Source organism: Streptomyces sp. NPDC103540 (assembly GCF_055584445.1).
Genome location: NZ_JBVJMA010000007.1, coordinates 348,587 through 364,802 on the forward strand (window position 1 = coordinate 348,587; position 16,216 = coordinate 364,802).

The following is a 16,216-nucleotide window of genomic DNA, read 5'->3' on the forward strand; positions in this document are numbered from 1 at the left end:
CGGGGGCGGGCGGGGCGGGGGCGGGCGGGGCGCCGGGGCTCAGTTCAGCAGGAGGGTCAGCCCGCCGACCGTGTAGGTGATCATCAGCGCGAACAGCGGGAGCTGGCCGGCGACGGCCCGGTCGGGCGGGAACAGGCGCACGGAGCGGTCGTGCGCGGCGATCACTCCGAGTACGTGTCCACTGACGACGGCGATCACCTGGAGGGCGGCCAGGCCACCGGGACCCAAGGGGGAACCGGGCTCGGAGCCGTTGTCAGTGCCGAGTGCCATGCTTACCGTGCGTGGTCCTTCGGTGACGAAGAGGGAGAAGTAATGGGCGACGAGATAGCCGAGCGCGATCGGCACGAGTGAGTGCGCGAAGGCCGTCAGCGGGCGCGGATGCGGTCCGCTGACGAGGCGGGTGGCCGCGGCGCACAGGCAGTACAGGGTGGCGACGAGGGCGACGGAAGCGAGCAGTCCGAGGGTGGCCGTGGGGGTGCGGCCGAGGGGGGAGGTCTGGAGGGCGTTGATCCAGGAGGGGTTGTCGGAGAAGCCGTCGTAGGCGGTGGAGCCGAGGAGGACACAGACGGTGGCGACGAGTCCGGGCCGCTCGGGCGTCGCGTCGAGTCCGTGGAAGGGGTTGCGCAGGACCAGGCGGCCGTCGTCGCGGCGGCCGAGGGGGGAGAGCGAGGCCAGGAGGTCGGAGTAGACCTCGAAGGCGTCGGCCACGGCGAACCAGCCCTCGCCGTGGCGGGCGGCGAGCAGCAGGTGAACGGCGGCGTAGCAGGCGAGTGCGATCAGGAGGGTGGTGGTGGACGCGGGATCGGGAGCGACCAGTTCGAGCCAGGTGAAGCCGAACAGGCCCGCGGCGGCGGGCCACAGGCCCGTCCGGGGCGGCAGCGGGCGACCGGCCCCGGGCGGGCGGCGGCGGACGCGGGCGAGGAGGCGGTGCAGGGTGCGCAGGGGGTTGAGGAGGCGCCAGACGGGGCCGAGGAGGAGGGAGGCGGGTACGAGTCCGACCCACAACAGGACGTAGACGACGCCGGGTGCGGGGTTGCGGGCCGGGTCGTCGGGACCGAGGAGGAGGTGGGCGAGGACGGCGAGGGCTGCGGCGAGACCCAGTCCGCGCAGGGTGGTGCGGGTGGCCGGCGCGTCGGCCACCCGCTGGATCCCGGCGGGCAGGGGAAGTCCGCAGCGGTCGCCGCGGAAGCGGGAGGCGGACCAGAGCAGGCCGAGGGCCAGGAAGGAGACGAACAGCGCGGCGAAGGCTCCGGCGAAGGCGTAGAAGGGGGAGATCGGCAGGTCGTGTTGGGATCCGATCCCGTGCGCGAGGAGGGTCGACGGGTCGGCCGGGTGGAGGACCACGCCCCGGCCGAGCCCCGGGCCCGCCCCGGGCACGGGGGCGAACGCGGCGGCGTGGGCGGCGGCGTGGGGCGTCAGTGCCGGGAAGGGGGTCAGTGCCGGGAAGGGGGTCATCGGACGAGGAGTTGGGTCAGGACGAGGTCGGAGTCGTGGGTCTCCACCTCGAAGAGGCCCGTGCGGTCGGCGGTCAGGAGCAGGGTGGCCTCCCGGCCCGCGGGGAGGGCGAGTTCCCTGTCGTAGCCGTGGACGTGCAGGGTGTCGGCGCGGTCGCTGGTGACGCGCAGGGCGATCCGCTCGCCGCGCTTGACCTCGGTGCGGCCGGGGGCGGGGACCACCTTGCCGTCCCGGACGGCGATGGTGACGGTGCGGTCCGCGGGCTGCGGCGCAGCGGTCCCGGACTCGGTTCCGGTCGGGGCGCCGGTCGGGTTTCCGGTCGGCGGTTCGGCGGGATGGCTGTGGGCGGGTCGACCCGGGGGGCCCGCGGTCAGCCCGACGGACGCCTCGACCGGCTTGCCGGCCACCGCCCAGGCGGTGTGGTCGTCCGCGTAGAGGCGGACGGTCAGGGTGTGCGCGCCCTCGGGCACCTGCGCCGCCGGGAGGTGGTGCCAGGGGCCGTACAGCCGGGCCAGCTTGCGACCGTCGAGCTCCAGGTGGGCGTGGCCCGCGCCCGGGAGGGCGGCGCCGCCGACGCTGTCGGGGGTGAAGGCGAAGCGCGTGACGGCCAGGTGGAGGTTCCATCCGTCCTCGGAGTCCGGACGGGCGGTGAGCGTCACCCGGGGCGCGTTGTCGGCGGCCACCTCGCGCAGGCGGTGGCCGCTGCCGTCCCGCGCGTCCAGCAGGGTGCCCACGGCGCCGGAGGCCTGCTCGTGGGTGGTGCCGGGCTTGTGGTGGGTGGTGGCGCGCCCCCCGCAGCCGGCGACGGCGCCACCGGTGAGCAGCAGGAGCAGCGCCACCAGGGCGGCCGTACGGGCGGGCCCGCGCGGCGGACGCGGCCCGCGGGAGGAGAGGGGGGCGGGGGCGGGCGGCCGGCACGTCCCGCTCGGGGCACGGTCCTGCGCGGGGAGGGTCACTGCGGGCCTCCGGGGTCGGGCCGGTAGGCGCCACCGGCCGGGGCGGGACCCCGGGGCGCGGCGGGCGGGGGCGAAGGGGGCGAAGCGGCGGGGGCGGGGCGGGGAAGGGCCGGGCGGGGGGTCATGCGGTCGGGCCCGGGCGGGTGGGGCCGGCGGTCGGAACGGGGGTTCGGGCGGGGGGCGGGGGGTCGGCGGGGCCGGTGGGGCGGGCCGGGGCGCCCGCGTCCGGGCGGGCCGCGGCGACGACCGCCCACAGCACCCACGCCACCGCGACCAGGGCGCGTATCCAGGCGGGGCTCAGCGGGATCCAGGGGATCATCAGGACGGCCTTGTCGAAGGCGTCGAGCAGGGTCAACGCGCCCAGCAGCAGGGTGAGTCGGGCGAACCAGGGGCGTCGCGGCCGCAGGGCGATCCCGGCGCCCGTCCACCAGAGCCCGAGCAGCAGCAGGGCCAGGGCCGGGACGGGGGTGTTCATCAGGGAGGTGGTGGAGCCTGCCACGTCCAGGGCCAGTCCGCCGAGGCCGAGGAGGCAGGCCGCGGTGCCCAGGCGCGAGTGCCGCAGCCGGCGCCACCACAGGACCCCGCCGACCAGGGCGAGCACGGCGGCCACGGCCAGCGCCAGCTGCGTCTCGACGCGCTCCAGGCCGCGCGCCCCGTACCAGTCGCACCCGGCCGGGAGCCTGCGCGCCTGCACGTTGTAGTCGGCGCAGACGAGCAGTTGGGTGAGTTTGACGGGTTCGCCGACCAGGCGGGCGGAGGCCCCGCTGACGTGGCCGCGTTCCTTCCCGCACTGCGGCAGGGTGCCGGGCGAGGAGCCGGCGGGCCCGTCCTGCCAGCAGTTGCCCTTGCCCTGGCCGTCCCACCAGACGTCGGCGCCGTTGGGGCGCGGGGCGCCCGAGCGGTCCTTGCCGAGGACGTTGCCGGCGTACCGGTTGTGGTGCGAGGTGTCGGCCTGCTTGGACCAGCTTTCCTCGCCCCGGATGAAGGCGGGCACCGCGCTGAGGTAGAAGCCCGCGCGCCGGTGTCCGTAGACCCAGTTGTCCTCGTAGAGGTTCCAGTTGCCGCCGGCGGTGATGATGCCGGTGCCGGGGGGCATGGAGATCTGGGGGCAGACGACGCCCTGTTCGTAGCCGCGTTCGGCGGGCGGCTTGGCGCAGGTGCCGTCGGCGACGAAACGGTAGTAGTCCTGGTTGTTGTCGTGGATCAGGTTCCGCTCGAACCGGGCGTGGTTCTGCGGGAGTCCGGGGTGGCCGGGGAAGGCGCTGTCCATGGAGGCGCCGCCCATGTTCTGGTCGAACTCGTTGTCGTGGACCCACACCGAGTCGCCCGCCGTGCCGGAGTAGCCGACCATGTTGTGGTGGCTGCGGCAGCCGGTGATCTCGATGGAGTAGCGGGGCACGTCGTACCCGCGCCCGTCGTTGATGTTCGAGGCGCTGCCGGGGTAGATGCCGGAGTCGCCGTTGCCGTAGGACTCGCAGTTCTTGTAGAGGCCGTGGTCGCTGGCGAAGGTCAGGAAGCCGTACTCGTCGTTCCAGCGGGTCAGGACGTCGTCGATGACGAAGCCGTCGCCCGCGAGGACGTACAGCGAGTTGAAGGTGGTGCGCTGCGCGGTGAAGTTGCGGAAGTAGACGCCGTTGGAGCGGTCGGCGCGCAGGGCGTTCAGCTTCTGGTACTTGGCGTCGATGACGACGTCGAGTCGTGAGGCGCCGGTGCCCTCGATCTGGAGGTTCGTCTTGCCGAGGATCGCGACGAGGTTCTGGTTGTGGGGGCAGGCGACCTGTTGTTCCCAGGACAGGATCTGGTAGCCGAGCGAGGAGTCGGGGGCCTTGAGGGCGGCGCACTCCCCCGTCGGCTTGGGCAGGGAGGGCTCCTCCTCGTAGAGGCCGGGGAGGACGGCGATGTTCATGCCGGGTCGGTCGACGGCGTCCACGGCCTGCTGGAGGTGGCGGTAGCCGTTCCTCTCGCAGCGTTCGTAGAGGTCGAGGTTGCGTCGGCGGAGGTCCTCGGGGAAGGCGGAGACGCGGCGTTCGAACGCGGGCCGGTCGGTCTTGCAGACGATGAGGTCGGGCTCGGTCGCGCGGTAGGCCGGCACGGAGCCGGTGCCGTCGGGAAGGGCGACGGGGCGCTCCTCGTGCGCGCGGGCGGCGGGCGCGGCGGCGAGGAGGGACAGGAGGGCGAGGAGGGCGGCGAGGAGCGCCGCCGGCACGGCAGGGAACCTGCGGGTCCACGACATGCGCGTGAGAGTAGAGCAATGTTCATCTTTTGTGAGCCCCTCGCGCTCGAATCCGCGCGGCCGACCTTCCGCGCGCTTCCGCACACCGTCCGCCCACCTCCCGCGCACCTTCCAGACGGTCTCCAGGCCACCTCCAGGCCGCCTCCGGGCGGCTTCCGCGCGCGGGCCGGCGTTGACGTGGGGGCCTCGGAATCCTACTGTCGGCCATAGGATTCCTTCTACGGAGCGGGAGCAGCCCATGAGTGAGCAGGCCAGGAAGACGGCGGAGGCGCTGGAGTACCTCACCGGCTTCGGCAACGAGCACAGCTCGGAGGCGGTGCCCGGCGCACTCCCGCACGGCCGCAACTCGCCCCAGCGCGCCGCCCTCGGCCTCTACGCCGAGCAGCTCAGCGGCAGCGCCTTCACCGAGCCGCGCACCCACAACCGGCGCTCCTGGCTCTACCGGATCCGTCCCTCGGCCGCGCACCCGGCCTTCACCCGCGTCGACAACGGCGCCCTGCGCAGCGCGCCCTTCACCGAGGCCGTCCCGGACCCGAACCGGCTGCGCTGGAACCCGCTGCCGGCCCCGGCCCCCGGCACCGACTTCCTGGCCGGCCTGTGGACGCTCGGCGGCAACGGCGACGTCACGCAGCGCACCGGCATGGCCATCCACCTCTACGCCGCCAACGCCTCCATGACCGACCGCGTGTTCAGCGACTCCGACGGCGAGCTGCTGATCGTCCCGGAGCGCGGCGGCCTACTGCTGCGCACCGAGCTGGGTCTGCTGAGCGCCGGTCCCGGCGAGGTGGCGTTGATCCCGCGCGGGGTCCGCTTCCGCGTGGAGCTCCTCGACGCGGACGCGCGCGGCTACGTCTGCGAGAACTACGGGCAGCCCTTCGAACTGCCGAACCTGGGCCCGATCGGCGCCAACGGCCTGGCCGCCGCCCGCGACTTCCGGGCGCCCGTCGCGGCGTACGAGGACAGCGAGCGCCCGACCGAGGTGGTCAACAAGTTCTGCGGCAACCTCTGGTCGGCGACCTACGACCACTCGCCGCTGGACGTCGTCGCCTGGCACGGCACGCACACCCCGTACGTCTACGACCTGCGGCGCTTCAACGTCATCGGGTCGATCAGCTACGACCACCCCGACCCGTCGATCTTCACGGTGCTGACCTCGCCCTCCGACACCCCGGGGCTGGCGGGCGTGGACTTCGTGGTCTTCGCCCCGCGCTGGCTGGTCGGCGAGGACACCTTCCGGCCGCCGTACTTCCACCGCAACGTGATGAGCGAGTACATGGGCCTGATCGAGGGGGCCTACGACGCGAAGGCCGAGGGGTTCGTGCCCGGCGGCGGCTCCCTGCACAACATGATGTCCGCGCACGGGCCCGACCGGGAGACCTTCGACAGGGCGAGCGCCGCCGAGCTGAAGCCGCAGAAGATCGACGACGGTCTGGCCTTCATGTTCGAGACGCGCTGGCCGATCACCGCCACCCCGCAGGCGGCCGGCGCGGATCACCTCCAGCGGCGTTACGACGACGTATGGCAGGGTCTCGAACGCCACTTCCGCGCCTAACATGCGCATGCGCGCCCGCGCGCGCACCCACCGCGCCGCCTGAAGCCCCGCCAGCCTACGGAGAACCACCCGTGACCGCCTTCGCCCCCGACTCCCTGGTGCTGAACCGGAAGCTGCCCCTCTGGTACCAGGTGTCCCAGTCGTTGCGCGCCTCGATACTGGGTCGCACTCCGGACGCCTCGCTGCGCCTGCCGACCGAGGAGCAGCTGGCCGAGCACTACGGCGTCAGCGTGCTCACGATGCGCCAGGCGCTCAAGGAGCTGGAGGGCGAGGGGCTCATCAGCCGGCACCGTCGGCGCGGGACCTTCATCGAGCCGGGCGCGCGGCGCGGCTCGCCGGTGCGGTTGCTGGGCTCCGTGGACGCGATCGTGGCCCAGCAGTCGGGTGAGCGCACGACGATCCTGGGCCACGAGCGGACGCCGGTGTCCGGGGAGCTGCTGGAGCACTTTCCGGACATCGCCGAGGTGGTCACGTACCGCAGGCTCCGCCACGACGGGCAGAGCGGCGAGCCGACCAACTGGGCGGAGAACGCCGTGCGCCCGGAGTTCGCCGAGGCGGTGGACCTGGCCGACCTGGAGCGCTGGCCGATGACCAAGGTGCTGCGGGACGCGGTCGGGGTGCGGATCAGCCGGATCACGGACACGGTCGAGGCGCGGCTCGCGGACCCGGTCACGGCGGAGCTGCTCCAGGTTCCGTTGCTGAGCCCGATCTTGCACTACACGGGCGTGACCTACGACGAGGACGGGCGGGTGGCCGACGTGGCCCGGATCCGCTACCGCGGCGACCGCTTCTCCTTCACGGTCACGGTCGACGCGCCCTGACCGGGAGGGCGGCGGAGCGCTTCCGTCGCCGCCCCGCCCGCCCCGCGTCACCGGTCACCGGTCACCGGTCACCACCGGTCGTCTCACCGGCCCTCGTCGTCCTCCGCGCCGCGCTCGCCCTCGGCCTGGGAGGGCGTGGTGCGCATGGTCTGGGGGTGCGTCTGCTTCCTCTGCTGGTCGTCCATGTCCTCGTCGAGCCGCTCGCCCTCGGCCTGCGACGGCGTCGAGTATTCGTCGTACTGGCTCATGGCCGGCTCCTCCGTCGGTGCTCCGGCGGCGCTCCGTCGGCGCGGGTGAGGTCCGTGGTGCCGTGCGGAGCACACCGCCACGGATCCATACAAAAGGAGCGTAACCCTTCGGCCGGGACACGGCCCGACCCCGGGGCGGGCCCCGCGCCCCGTCGCTACCATCTGCCGGGTGAGCGCTGACGCACCGCTGCTGGACGAGCTGATGCCCTGGGCCGTGGACGGCCCGCGCCTGGGCCGGGACTGGGTCGTGGCACCCGATCCCGCCACCCTGCGCGCCCGCTGGACGAAGCTGACCGCGGCCGAAGGAGCGGAACGGGAGCGGCTGTTCCGGCCGAGCCGGTCCCGCAAGCCCACCTCCGGCGCGGCCGCCCTGCCGGGGCAGCGTTCGGCGACGACCCGGTTCACCGACGATCCGGGCCCCTTCCCCGAGCCCGTACGGGTGCTGCGCGCCCCCTTCGACGAGCAGTGGCTGCTGCCCGACCAGCGGCTGATCGACTCCGCCCGCCCGGAGCTGTGGCGGGTGCGCGACGGCCATCAGGTGTTCCTGGTCGAGACCCCGGAACCGCTGGTCACCGCGCACCTGCCCGTGGGCCGCCCCGCACGGATCCGCCCGCTGCACCGCCGGCCGGGCGGGGCCGAGCCGAACCTCGCGCCGGGCCTGTTGCCCCTGCTGGGTTCCCGGTACGGGGGCTGGGTGACCCCCGAGGACGTCCTGTGCTGGATCCTCGCCGCCGGGCGCCCCGGGCCGCGGGGGTACGAGGTGCCGCTCGCCGCCGATCCGGAGCGCTGGCGGGCCGGGCTGGAGCTGGGACACCGACTGCTGACCGTCCAGCTGCGCGGGGCGCGCGGCGGGGAGCCGCCCCGGCTGCCGGGCGGGCGGCGGCCCTACGTCCGCTCGGCGCTCACCGCCTGGCCCCGGGAGCTCGCGTACGACCCGGAGACCGAGACGCTCTCGCTCGGCGACGGGACCGTCTCCCCCGTCCCGGCGGGGGCCTGGGAGTACGAGGTGCAGGGGGTGCGGGTGCTGGAGGCCTGGCTGGCCGCGCGCAGCGCGCACCGGCGGGCCCCGGAAGGGGCGGAGCCGGGGTTGGAGGCGCTCGGGCCCGCGCGGTGGCCGCAGGCCTGGACCTCGGAGCTGACGGCGCTGGTCACCACCCTCGCGCTGCTCGGCGACCTGGCTCCGGAGCGGGCCGCGTTCACCCCCGGGCCGCCGCTGCCGCGGGACGGACTGGCGGCGGCCGGGGTGCTGCCGCCGCCGCGCTGGAGCCGGCGGCCCGCGTCGGTCCTGGACCACCAGGAGGAGGGCCCGGGCGGACAGTTCGCCCTGCTGTAGCCGCGCCGCGCGCGCCGGACGGTCCCGCGACGCGGTCACGCCACCGCCCGCGCGGCGCGCCCCCGGCGGTCCGGTGGCACCCGGCCCTCCGCGCCCGACACCCCCGACCGGGGGCAGGCCGACGCGGAGGCAACCCGACCCGGGCGCGCCCCGGCGGCGGTTCGCGCTCCTCAGGCCGTCGGGGTCGGGTCCCAGGCGTTCAACAGGCGGGACACCGAGCGGTCGAAGGCCTGGGCCATGTCCAGCCCCGGGACGGCGCCGGCGACGCCCTCGGCGAGCGCCGCCGCGAGTCCGGGGTACTCGCCCGTCGCCAGCCGCGAGGCGAGCCAGCCCATCCGCGCCTCCTGCTCGGCGTCCTCGCTCCAGGGCAGTGCGCGGGCCCGCTCGGCGAGGGCCAGCTCGTTGGCGACGAAGGTCGCCACCATGCCGTTGACGGAGGCGATCAGCTCCAGCTTCTCGCCCCCCGTCGCGTCCAGCGGCGCGAGGCAGGTCAGGCTGTGCTCCAGGTAGCGCAGGGCGTGCGGGCTGAAGCCGTGGACGGGGCTGAGCAGTCGGGGCAGCCAGGGGTGGCGGTGCATCAGCGACCGCGTCTGCCGGGCGAGTCCGAGCAGGTCGGCGCGCCACCGCCCGGTGGGCGGGGGCAGTTCGTACTCGGCGCTGACCGCGTCGACCATCAGCTCGTACAGGTCCTCCTTGCGCGGCACGTAGTTGTACAGGGACATCGTCCCGGCGCCGATGCCGGCCGCCACGCGCCGCATGGAGACGGCGTCGATCCCCTCCGCGTCGGCGATCCGCACCGCCTCGGCGGCGATGGACTCGCGGCTGTGCGCGGGCCTGGGCCCGCGGCCGGCCCGTTGCGGCCGGGCCCAGATCACCTCGGGTTCAGCGGGGCGCCCTCCGGCGGTCATCGCTCACCTCACCTCGCCTCACCTGATGTCGCCGGTCGCTGTCGTCCGGTCGCTGCGAGCACCATCTTAGTTACGTACACCGTACGTAGTGCGGTAGGGTGCGCCTCATGACGACTACGTACGCTGTACTTAGTGAGGGCCTGGAGAAGCGCTACGGCGCGGTGCACGCCCTGCGGGGGCTGGACCTGGCGGTGCCCGCGGGAAGCGTGTGCGGGCTGCTGGGGCCCAACGGCGCCGGCAAGACCACCGCCGTACGGATCCTCACCACCCTCACCACGCCCACCGCCGGCCGCGCGCTCGTCGCGGGCCACGACGTCACCCGCGCCCCGGACGCCGTACGCCGCGCCATCGGCGTCACCGGCCAGTACGCCTCCGTCGACGGGGACCTGACCGGCCGGGAGAACCTCCGGCTGTTCGCCCGCCTCGCCGGGCTGCGCGGCCGCCCCGGCCGGGACCGGGCCGACGGCCTGCTGGAGCGCTTCGGCCTCGCCGGGGCCGCCGACCGGACGGCGTCCACCCTCTCCGGCGGCATGCGCCGCCGCCTCGACCTCGCCGCCGGACTGATCGCCCACCCCCGGGTGCTGTTCCTGGACGAGCCCACCACCGGTCTGGACCCGGCGGCCCGCGAACACATCTGGACGGCGGTGCGGGAACTGGCCGACGAGGGCACGACCGTGCTGCTCACCACCCAGTACCTGGAGGAGGCCGACCGGCTCGCCGACGAGGTCGTGGTCGTCGACCGGGGCCGGGCCGTCGCCTCCGACAGCCCGACCGCGCTCAAGGCCCGGATCGGCTCGCACGCCCGGGTCACCGTCACCCGGGCCGAGGAACTCGGCGCCGCGGCCGCCGTCCTCGACCGGCTCACCGGCGCCGCGCCCACCCTCGACGAGGAGCGGCTCGGCGTCGGGGTGAGCGTGGCGGACCCGGGGCTCACGCTGCCCCGCCTGGTCCGCGCGCTGGACGCCGCCGGGGTGCCCGTGACCGACGCGAGCCTGCGCCCGCCCACCCTCGACGAGGTGTTCCTGCGCCTCACCGGCGCCGCCGCGCCGGGCCCGACCCGCACGACCCCGCCCACCGGCGCGCCCACCGACACCCCCACCCACCGGGAGGACGCGGCATGAGCACCCTGCTCGCGGACGGCGGCGCCGTCCTGACCCGACAGCTCCAGAAGGCCCGGCACGCCCCGGCGTTGCCCCTCCTCACCCAGACCATGCCGATCACGATGCTGTTGTTCTTCGGCTACGTCTTCGGCAGCGCGCTCGCCATGCCCGCCGCCGACTACCGCGAGTTCCTGGTGCCGGGACTGCTCGCCGCGACCGCCGCCAACGGCCTGATGACCGGCCTGTTCACCGCCGCGCAGGACGCCCACCGGGGAGTGACGGACCGCTTCCGCACGCTGCCGATGAGCCGGGCCGCCGTACCGCTCGGGCAGATCGCCGCCGACCTGCTGACGACGGCCGTGTCGATGGTGCCGCTGATGCTCGTCGGGCTCGCCATGGGATGGCGGATCGAGAACGGACCGTCCGGCGCACTGGGGGCGTTCGGGGTGCTGCTGCTGTTCCGCTTCGCCACCGCCTGGGTCGGCACCTTCCTGGGGCTGTCGGTCCCGAACGAGGAGTCGGCCGGGCAGTTGGGCGGCGCCACCTTCGTCCTGCCGATGCTCTCCTGCGCCTACCTGCCGACCGCCGGGCTGCCGTCGGGGCTGCGCGCCGTCGCCGAGTGGAACCCGATCAGCGCGGTGGCCACGGCCGTACGGGAGCTGTGCGGCAACACCGGCGGCGCGGTCCAGGCCGGCGCCGCCTGGCCCGTCGCGCATCCGGTGGCCGGGGCGCTGCTGTGGTCGCTGCTGCTCATCGCGGTGTTCGCCCCCCTGGCCACGCGCCGCTTCGCCCGCGGCCGGGGCTGAGGCCGACGTCACGGCCGGGGGGCCGGGCCGCCCCGGCCGGGAGGCGGGCCCCCCGGCCGGCGTTGACGCGCCCGCCGCCCGGCCGGTAGTGATCGGTGCCATGGAACCGATGCCCGCACCGCTGCCCCTGGACGGGATCACCGTCGTCTCCGTCGAACAGGCGGTCTCCGCCCCCTTCGCCACCCGGCAGTTGGCCGACCTCGGCGCCCGGGTGATCAAGGTCGAGCGTCCCGACGGCGGTGATTTCGCGCGCGCCTACGACACCGCCGCCAACGGGTTGGCCTCGCACTTCGTCTGGGCGAACCGCGGCAAGGAGTCCCTGGCGCTCGACCTGAAGGACCCGCGCGGCCTCGACGCGCTGCACGCGCTGCTCGACGGGGCCGACGTGTTCGTCCAGAACCTCGCCCAGGGGGCCGCCGCCCGGCTCGGCCTCGACGCCGCCACGCTGTGCGCCCGCCACCCGCGCCTGGTCGCCGTCGACGTCTCGGGTTACGGGGCCGAGGGCCCGTACGCCCACAAGCGGGCCTACGACATGCTCGTCCAGTGCGAGGCGGGCCTGGTCTCGGTGACCGGCACCCCCGAGAGCCCCGTGAAGGCGGGCATCCCGGCCGCCGACATCGCGGCGGCCATGTACGCCTTCTCGGGGGTGCTCGCCGCCTTGTTGCGGCGGGCGACGACGGGGCGCGGCGGGCCGGTGGAGGTCTCCATGCTGGACTCGCTCGCCGAGTGGATGGGGCATCCGTTGCACCACACCGTGCACGGAGGGGAGCAGCCGCCGCGGACCGGTCTCGCGCACGCGGTGATCGTTCCCTACGACGCCTACGCGACGGCCGACGGCGACCGGGTGCTGCTGTCGGTGCAGAACGACCGGGAGTGGCGGCGGCTGGCCCGGGAGGTGTTGGGCCGCCCCGAGCTGGCGGAGGATCCGGCGTACGCGACGAACGCGGCCCGCACCCGGGGCCGCGAGGCGACGGACGCGGTGGTGGCGCGGGCGTTGGGGCGGCTCGGCGCGGACGAGGCGGTCGAGCGGTTGGAGGCGGCCGGGATCGCGTGCGCGCGGCTGAACTCGGTGGCGCAGCTCGCCGCGCACCCGCAGTTGGAGGCGCGCGGGCGCTGGCGGACGGTGGATTCGCCGGTGGGGCCGTTGCGGGCGCTGCTCCCGCCGGTCGTACTACCGGGCGGTGAGGAGCCGCGGATGGGCGCGGTGCCGGCGCTCGGTGAGCACACCGACGCCCTGCTGCGCTCCCTGGGGATGTCGGGTGCGCGGATCGAGGCACTGCGTCGGGACGGTGTGATCGCCTGAGCCGGGTGGGCGTCGGGGGATCCCGGGACGGGATCCCCACCGGACGCCGGGAAGAGCCGGGAGAAGGGGACACGGGGCCGAAGGACGGGCCTGGGGCGACCGGGGACCGGCCGCGACGGGGCAGTTACGAGCGGCGGCTGCCGAAGAGCGTGCGCCGCAGCCTGCGCAACGGGGCGAAGAGCGCGACGCGCGCGCTCCGGCTCCGCTGGACGTGCGTGTGGTCGCGGGAGGTGAGCTCACGCATCAGCAGGGTCGCCTCGGCGACCTCGTGGCGCGGGACGGCGGGACCGCCCAGCACGGCGAGGTGGCGGTCGAGGCGCGAGCTGGTCGCGCTGCTGCCGCAGGTGATGGCAGGCACGCGGGGCGGCCTGCTGCGCATTGTTATCTGTTCCATGTCTCTCCCCACCCGTACGAGGGCACCCGGCCCGGGCAGGGTAACCCTATCGCCCCCGCGTCACACTCGGGTATCCCGGTGGTGTGAATTACCCCTGTAGTTACGGGTAGTTGACGATTACTCACTGGAGTCGACCGTCACTCTCCGCATCATTTGGGCGACTTGGGGGGCCGCTCGGGCGCGTTCCGGAGAGTGTCGTCACGACGGGGGCCGACCGGCGCGCTCTGCGCTAACTTGGAGTGATCGCCCGGTGACGCTTGGGGGTTCGCGTGAACGGATTCGAGGGCGCGGACGCCGCGCGTGTCGTGGCCGGCCGGTACCGGCTGCTGGGTCCGCTGGGGCGGGGCGGCATGGGGGTGGTCTGGCGGGCCCGGGACGAGGTGCTGGGTCGGGAGGTCGCCGTCAAGGAGGTTCGGGCGCCCGCCGGGCTGGACGCGGCCGGGGTGGAGCGCACCTACCGTCGGCTGGAGCGCGAGGCGTGGGCGGCGGCCCGGGTCTCCCACCGGGGCGTGGTCACGGTCTACGACGTGGCGAGCGAGGACGGCCGGCCCTGGATCGTGATGGAGCTGGTGCGCGGGCTCTCCCTGGCGGAGGTGCTGGAGGCCGAGGGGCCGATGGACCCGCGGCGGGCCGCGCACACCGGGGAGCAGGTGCTCGCCGCGCTGCGCTCCGCGCACGGGTCGGGCGTGCTGCACCGGGACGTGAAGCCCGCGAACGTCCTGGTCGCCAACGACGGGCGGGTGGTGCTGGGCGACTTCGGGATCGCCGGCCTGGCGGGCTCCTCCCCGCTCACGATGACCGGGGAGTTGCTCGGCTCCCCCGAGTTCATGGCTCCGGAGCGGGCGTTGGGGCGCGATCCGGGGCCGGAGTCGGACCTGTGGTCGCTCGGGGTGACCCTGTACGCGGCCGTCGAGGGGTTCTCGCCGTTCCGGCGGGACACGCCGCTCGCCACCCTGCGGGCGGTCGTGGAGGGGGAGTTGCCGCCGCCGCGCCGTGCCGGAGCGCTGGCGCCGGTGCTGGAGGGGCTGCTGCGCAAGGACCCCGGGGCCCGGCTCGACGCGGCGGAGGCCTCCCGGATGCTGCGCGTCGTCGGCGCCGGCGGGGCCGTACGGGATGCGGGCGGCCCCGTGTCGGGGCCCACCGCGTCCCTGGCGCACGGGCCGGGCGCGGCGGGTGCGGCCGGCGCGGGTGCGGGCGTGGGTGCGGGTGCGGGTGCGGGTGCGCCGACGGCTGCGGCGGGACCGTACGGCGCCCCGACCGTGCCGGTTCCCACCTACGGGCCGGGACCCGCGGAGGAGGAGCGGCAGGGGGCGGCCGGGTGGGTGCTGACCGTCGGGATCGTGGTGCTGCTGGTGGCGGTGGTCCTGCTGGGGTGGCTGTTGCTTCGGGACACCCCCGGTGACACGGACGACCGGGGCGGCGCGGGCGGCACGGGCCCGTCGCCGTCGGCCCCGGCGCCTCCCCCGGCCGCCTCCCCGCCCGCTTCGGGATCGTCCCCGTCGGCCTCGTCGTCCGCTTCGGCCTCGCCTTCGGGACCCGCGCCGAGGACGTACGCGTACGCCTACGCCTTGCGCCGGTCCTACGACGGCGCCTGCCCCGCGCCCGAGGCCTCCTCGCCGGCCTTCGCCGGGACGGTGGAGGTGGACCGTACGCCCGCCGTCGTGGAGTACCGCTGGATCACGCGCACGGCGTCGACCCCGGACGCGCGGACGCCCTGGCAGAGCCTCACATACGAGGCGGACGGGCCGAGGAGCCGCCAGGTCGGGCACACCGAGCCGGGCGCCCGGGCGGGTGGGACGCTGCGGGACGCGGTCCGGTTGGAGGTGCGCTCGCCGGCGGAGGCCGCCTCGCCGTGGCTGGAGTTCACGATGACCTGCCGGGAGGAGACCCCGACGCCCGGGACGCCCTCCCCCGGTTCCACCGGCTCCCCCGGCCCCTCGCCCGGCAGCCCGGGACCTTCGGGACCGATCGAGCCGGTGGACGTGACGTCCGGGCCCCCGTCCGCCGCGGCCGCGCCCTGAGGCGCCGCGACGGACGGGTGGCGCGGGCGCGCACGGCCCGGCCGCCTCACTGATTGCCTACTTGCGGACGGCCTGCGTCTTGGAGTTGAGCACCGGCAGGTAGCCGCCGGACTGGCCGGCGGCGGTGGGGTGGTAGGACTCGCCGATGTTGCCCCAGTTGACGCTGTGCAGCCACGCGTTGCCCGAGCAGATCTCGTGCCCGGTGAAGGTGCCTACCACGGAGGCGAAGGTGAAGCCGTGGGCACCGGCGCGTTGCGCGACGGCGGCGTTGAGGTGGTCGGCCGCGCCGTTGATGGCCGAGCGTTCGCCCTCGCTCAGGCCGGCGACGCAGTTCCCGCCCAGCTTGTAGAAGCGGGGGTAGCCGAGGACGACGACCTTGGCGCCGGGGGCCCGGCCGCGGATGGCGTTGTAGACCTGGTCGAGCTTGCCGGGGAGGGTGGAGTCGACGTACGCCTTGGCCTGGTTGACGCGGTTGACGCAGGTGGACTCGGACTGGAGCACACAGGTCGTCATGACGTCGGAGAATCCGGCGTCGTTGCCGCCGATGGTGATGCTGACGAGGTCGGTGCCGCTGTTGAGGGGGGCGAGCTGGCCCGACAGGACGTCGCCCGTGCGGGCGCCCGAGCAGGCGGTGAAGGCGAAGGACTGCGGGGCGTGGGCCGCGGCCCACAGGGCGGGGTAGGCGCGGGAGGTGCGCTTGCAGTCGCCGCTCCCGCCGTCGTAGGCGCCGGCGCCGAGGCCGGAGGAGTACGAGTCGCCGAGGGCGACGTAGCCGAAGTCCGCCTGGGCGGCGGCGGCCTGGCCGGCGCCGAGGAGGGCGGCGCCGGCAGCGAGGGCCAGGGTGGTGGCGAGGGAGGTGAGGGAGGCGAGGCGCGAGGGTTTCCGACTCATGGGGTGCGGCTCCTTGTGGGGGGTTACTCCTGAGTCCGTGGTACAAGCAGCCGGGCTTGGCTGGAAGTGTCCATGCCAAGAATGTTCGGGGTGGGGATGCCGGCCGAACCTTCACTCCCGCTGTGTTTGAAGAGGGAATTCGGACACTCGATCCGGCGAAACACAGGTGCGGGAGGCCGGTTCGTGCCGGATCAT

14 protein-coding genes are annotated in these 16,216 nt (G+C 74.9%); 7 read left to right on the forward strand and 7 right to left on the reverse strand.

The window, feature by feature from the left end; all coding sequences use genetic code 11:
* Positions 1-39: 39 nt before the first annotated feature.
* From ACZ6ZI_RS19520 to ACZ6ZI_RS19530, 3 genes are all read right to left on the reverse strand, one after another.
* Positions 40-1,344: a hypothetical protein gene (locus ACZ6ZI_RS19520; protein WP_469522447.1), complete on the reverse strand. Its 1,305-nt coding sequence runs from the start codon at positions 1,342-1,344 to the stop codon at positions 40-42.
* A 107-nt stretch (positions 1,345-1,451) separates the two neighbouring features.
* Entirely contained in the window at positions 1,452-2,297 is an 846-nt protein-coding gene (locus ACZ6ZI_RS19525) for a hypothetical protein (protein ID WP_469522450.1), read from the reverse strand.
* Between the two features lie 235 nt (positions 2,298-2,532).
* Positions 2,533-4,644: a right-handed parallel beta-helix repeat-containing protein gene (locus ACZ6ZI_RS19530; RefSeq protein ID WP_469522231.1), complete on the reverse strand. Its 2,112-nt coding sequence runs from the start codon at positions 4,642-4,644 to the stop codon at positions 2,533-2,535.
* 238 nt (positions 4,645-4,882) lie between these two features.
* Between ACZ6ZI_RS19530 and hmgA the strand changes: the two genes are divergently transcribed.
* A complete protein-coding gene (gene hmgA / locus ACZ6ZI_RS19535; RefSeq protein ID WP_469522233.1) occupies positions 4,883-6,196 on the forward strand; it encodes a homogentisate 1,2-dioxygenase in 1,314 nt (437 codons plus the stop codon).
* 71 nt (positions 6,197-6,267) lie between these two features.
* A complete protein-coding gene (locus tag ACZ6ZI_RS19540; protein WP_469522235.1) occupies positions 6,268-7,017 on the forward strand; it encodes a GntR family transcriptional regulator in 750 nt (249 codons plus the stop codon).
* An 83-nt stretch (positions 7,018-7,100) separates the two neighbouring features.
* Here the strand turns inward: ACZ6ZI_RS19540 and ACZ6ZI_RS19545 are convergent, their stop codons facing one another.
* The gene (locus ACZ6ZI_RS19545; protein ID WP_469522238.1) at positions 7,101-7,265 is read right to left on the reverse strand and encodes a hypothetical protein; all 165 of its coding nucleotides are present in this window, start codon (positions 7,263-7,265) and stop codon (positions 7,101-7,103) included.
* 202 nt (positions 7,266-7,467) lie between these two features.
* Between ACZ6ZI_RS19545 and ACZ6ZI_RS19550 the strand changes: the two genes are divergently transcribed.
* Complete coding sequence (locus tag ACZ6ZI_RS19550; protein WP_469522453.1) at positions 7,468-8,598, forward strand: type ISP restriction/modification enzyme; 1,131 nt, start codon at positions 7,468-7,470, stop codon at positions 8,596-8,598.
* 170 nt (positions 8,599-8,768) lie between these two features.
* Here the strand turns inward: ACZ6ZI_RS19550 and ACZ6ZI_RS19555 are convergent, their stop codons facing one another.
* The gene (locus tag ACZ6ZI_RS19555; protein WP_469522241.1) at positions 8,769-9,506 is read right to left on the reverse strand and encodes a TetR/AcrR family transcriptional regulator; all 738 of its coding nucleotides are present in this window, start codon (positions 9,504-9,506) and stop codon (positions 8,769-8,771) included.
* A 107-nt stretch (positions 9,507-9,613) separates the two neighbouring features.
* Here ACZ6ZI_RS19555 and ACZ6ZI_RS19560 point away from each other — a divergent pair, with 107 nt between their 5' ends.
* The 3 genes from ACZ6ZI_RS19560 (at position 9,614) to ACZ6ZI_RS19570 (ending at position 12,715) form a co-directional block, all read left to right on the forward strand.
* Positions 9,614-10,627, forward strand: a complete 1,014-nt coding sequence (locus ACZ6ZI_RS19560; RefSeq protein WP_469522244.1) for an ATP-binding cassette domain-containing protein — start codon at positions 9,614-9,616, stop codon at positions 10,625-10,627.
* Positions 10,624-11,412 carry an ABC transporter permease gene (locus ACZ6ZI_RS19565; protein WP_469522247.1) on the forward strand — a complete coding sequence of 263 codons (789 nt, stop codon included), beginning with the start codon at positions 10,624-10,626 and terminating at the stop codon, positions 11,410-11,412. Before ACZ6ZI_RS19560 ends, ACZ6ZI_RS19565 begins: the two co-directional genes overlap by 4 nt.
* A 100-nt stretch (positions 11,413-11,512) precedes the next feature.
* Entirely contained in the window at positions 11,513-12,715 is a 1,203-nt protein-coding gene (locus tag ACZ6ZI_RS19570; RefSeq protein ID WP_469522252.1) for a CaiB/BaiF CoA transferase family protein, read from the forward strand.
* Positions 12,716-12,839: 124 nt separating this feature from the next.
* Here ACZ6ZI_RS19570 and ACZ6ZI_RS19575 read toward each other — a convergent pair whose 3' ends face one another.
* Positions 12,840-13,109 (reverse strand): hypothetical protein, encoded by a 270-nt coding sequence (locus tag ACZ6ZI_RS19575; RefSeq protein ID WP_249765348.1) that lies wholly within the window; start codon positions 13,107-13,109, stop codon positions 12,840-12,842.
* 269 nt (positions 13,110-13,378) lie between these two features.
* Between ACZ6ZI_RS19575 and ACZ6ZI_RS19580 the strand changes: the two genes are divergently transcribed.
* Positions 13,379-15,130 carry a serine/threonine-protein kinase gene (locus ACZ6ZI_RS19580; RefSeq protein ID WP_469522256.1) on the forward strand — a complete coding sequence of 584 codons (1,752 nt, stop codon included), beginning with the start codon at positions 13,379-13,381 and terminating at the stop codon, positions 15,128-15,130.
* Positions 15,131-15,187: 57 nt separating this feature from the next.
* Here ACZ6ZI_RS19580 and ACZ6ZI_RS19585 read toward each other — a convergent pair whose 3' ends face one another.
* Positions 15,188-16,021 (reverse strand): SGNH/GDSL hydrolase family protein, encoded by an 834-nt coding sequence (locus ACZ6ZI_RS19585; RefSeq protein ID WP_469522259.1) that lies wholly within the window; start codon positions 16,019-16,021, stop codon positions 15,188-15,190.
* Between the last annotated feature and the right edge of the window lie 195 nt (positions 16,022-16,216).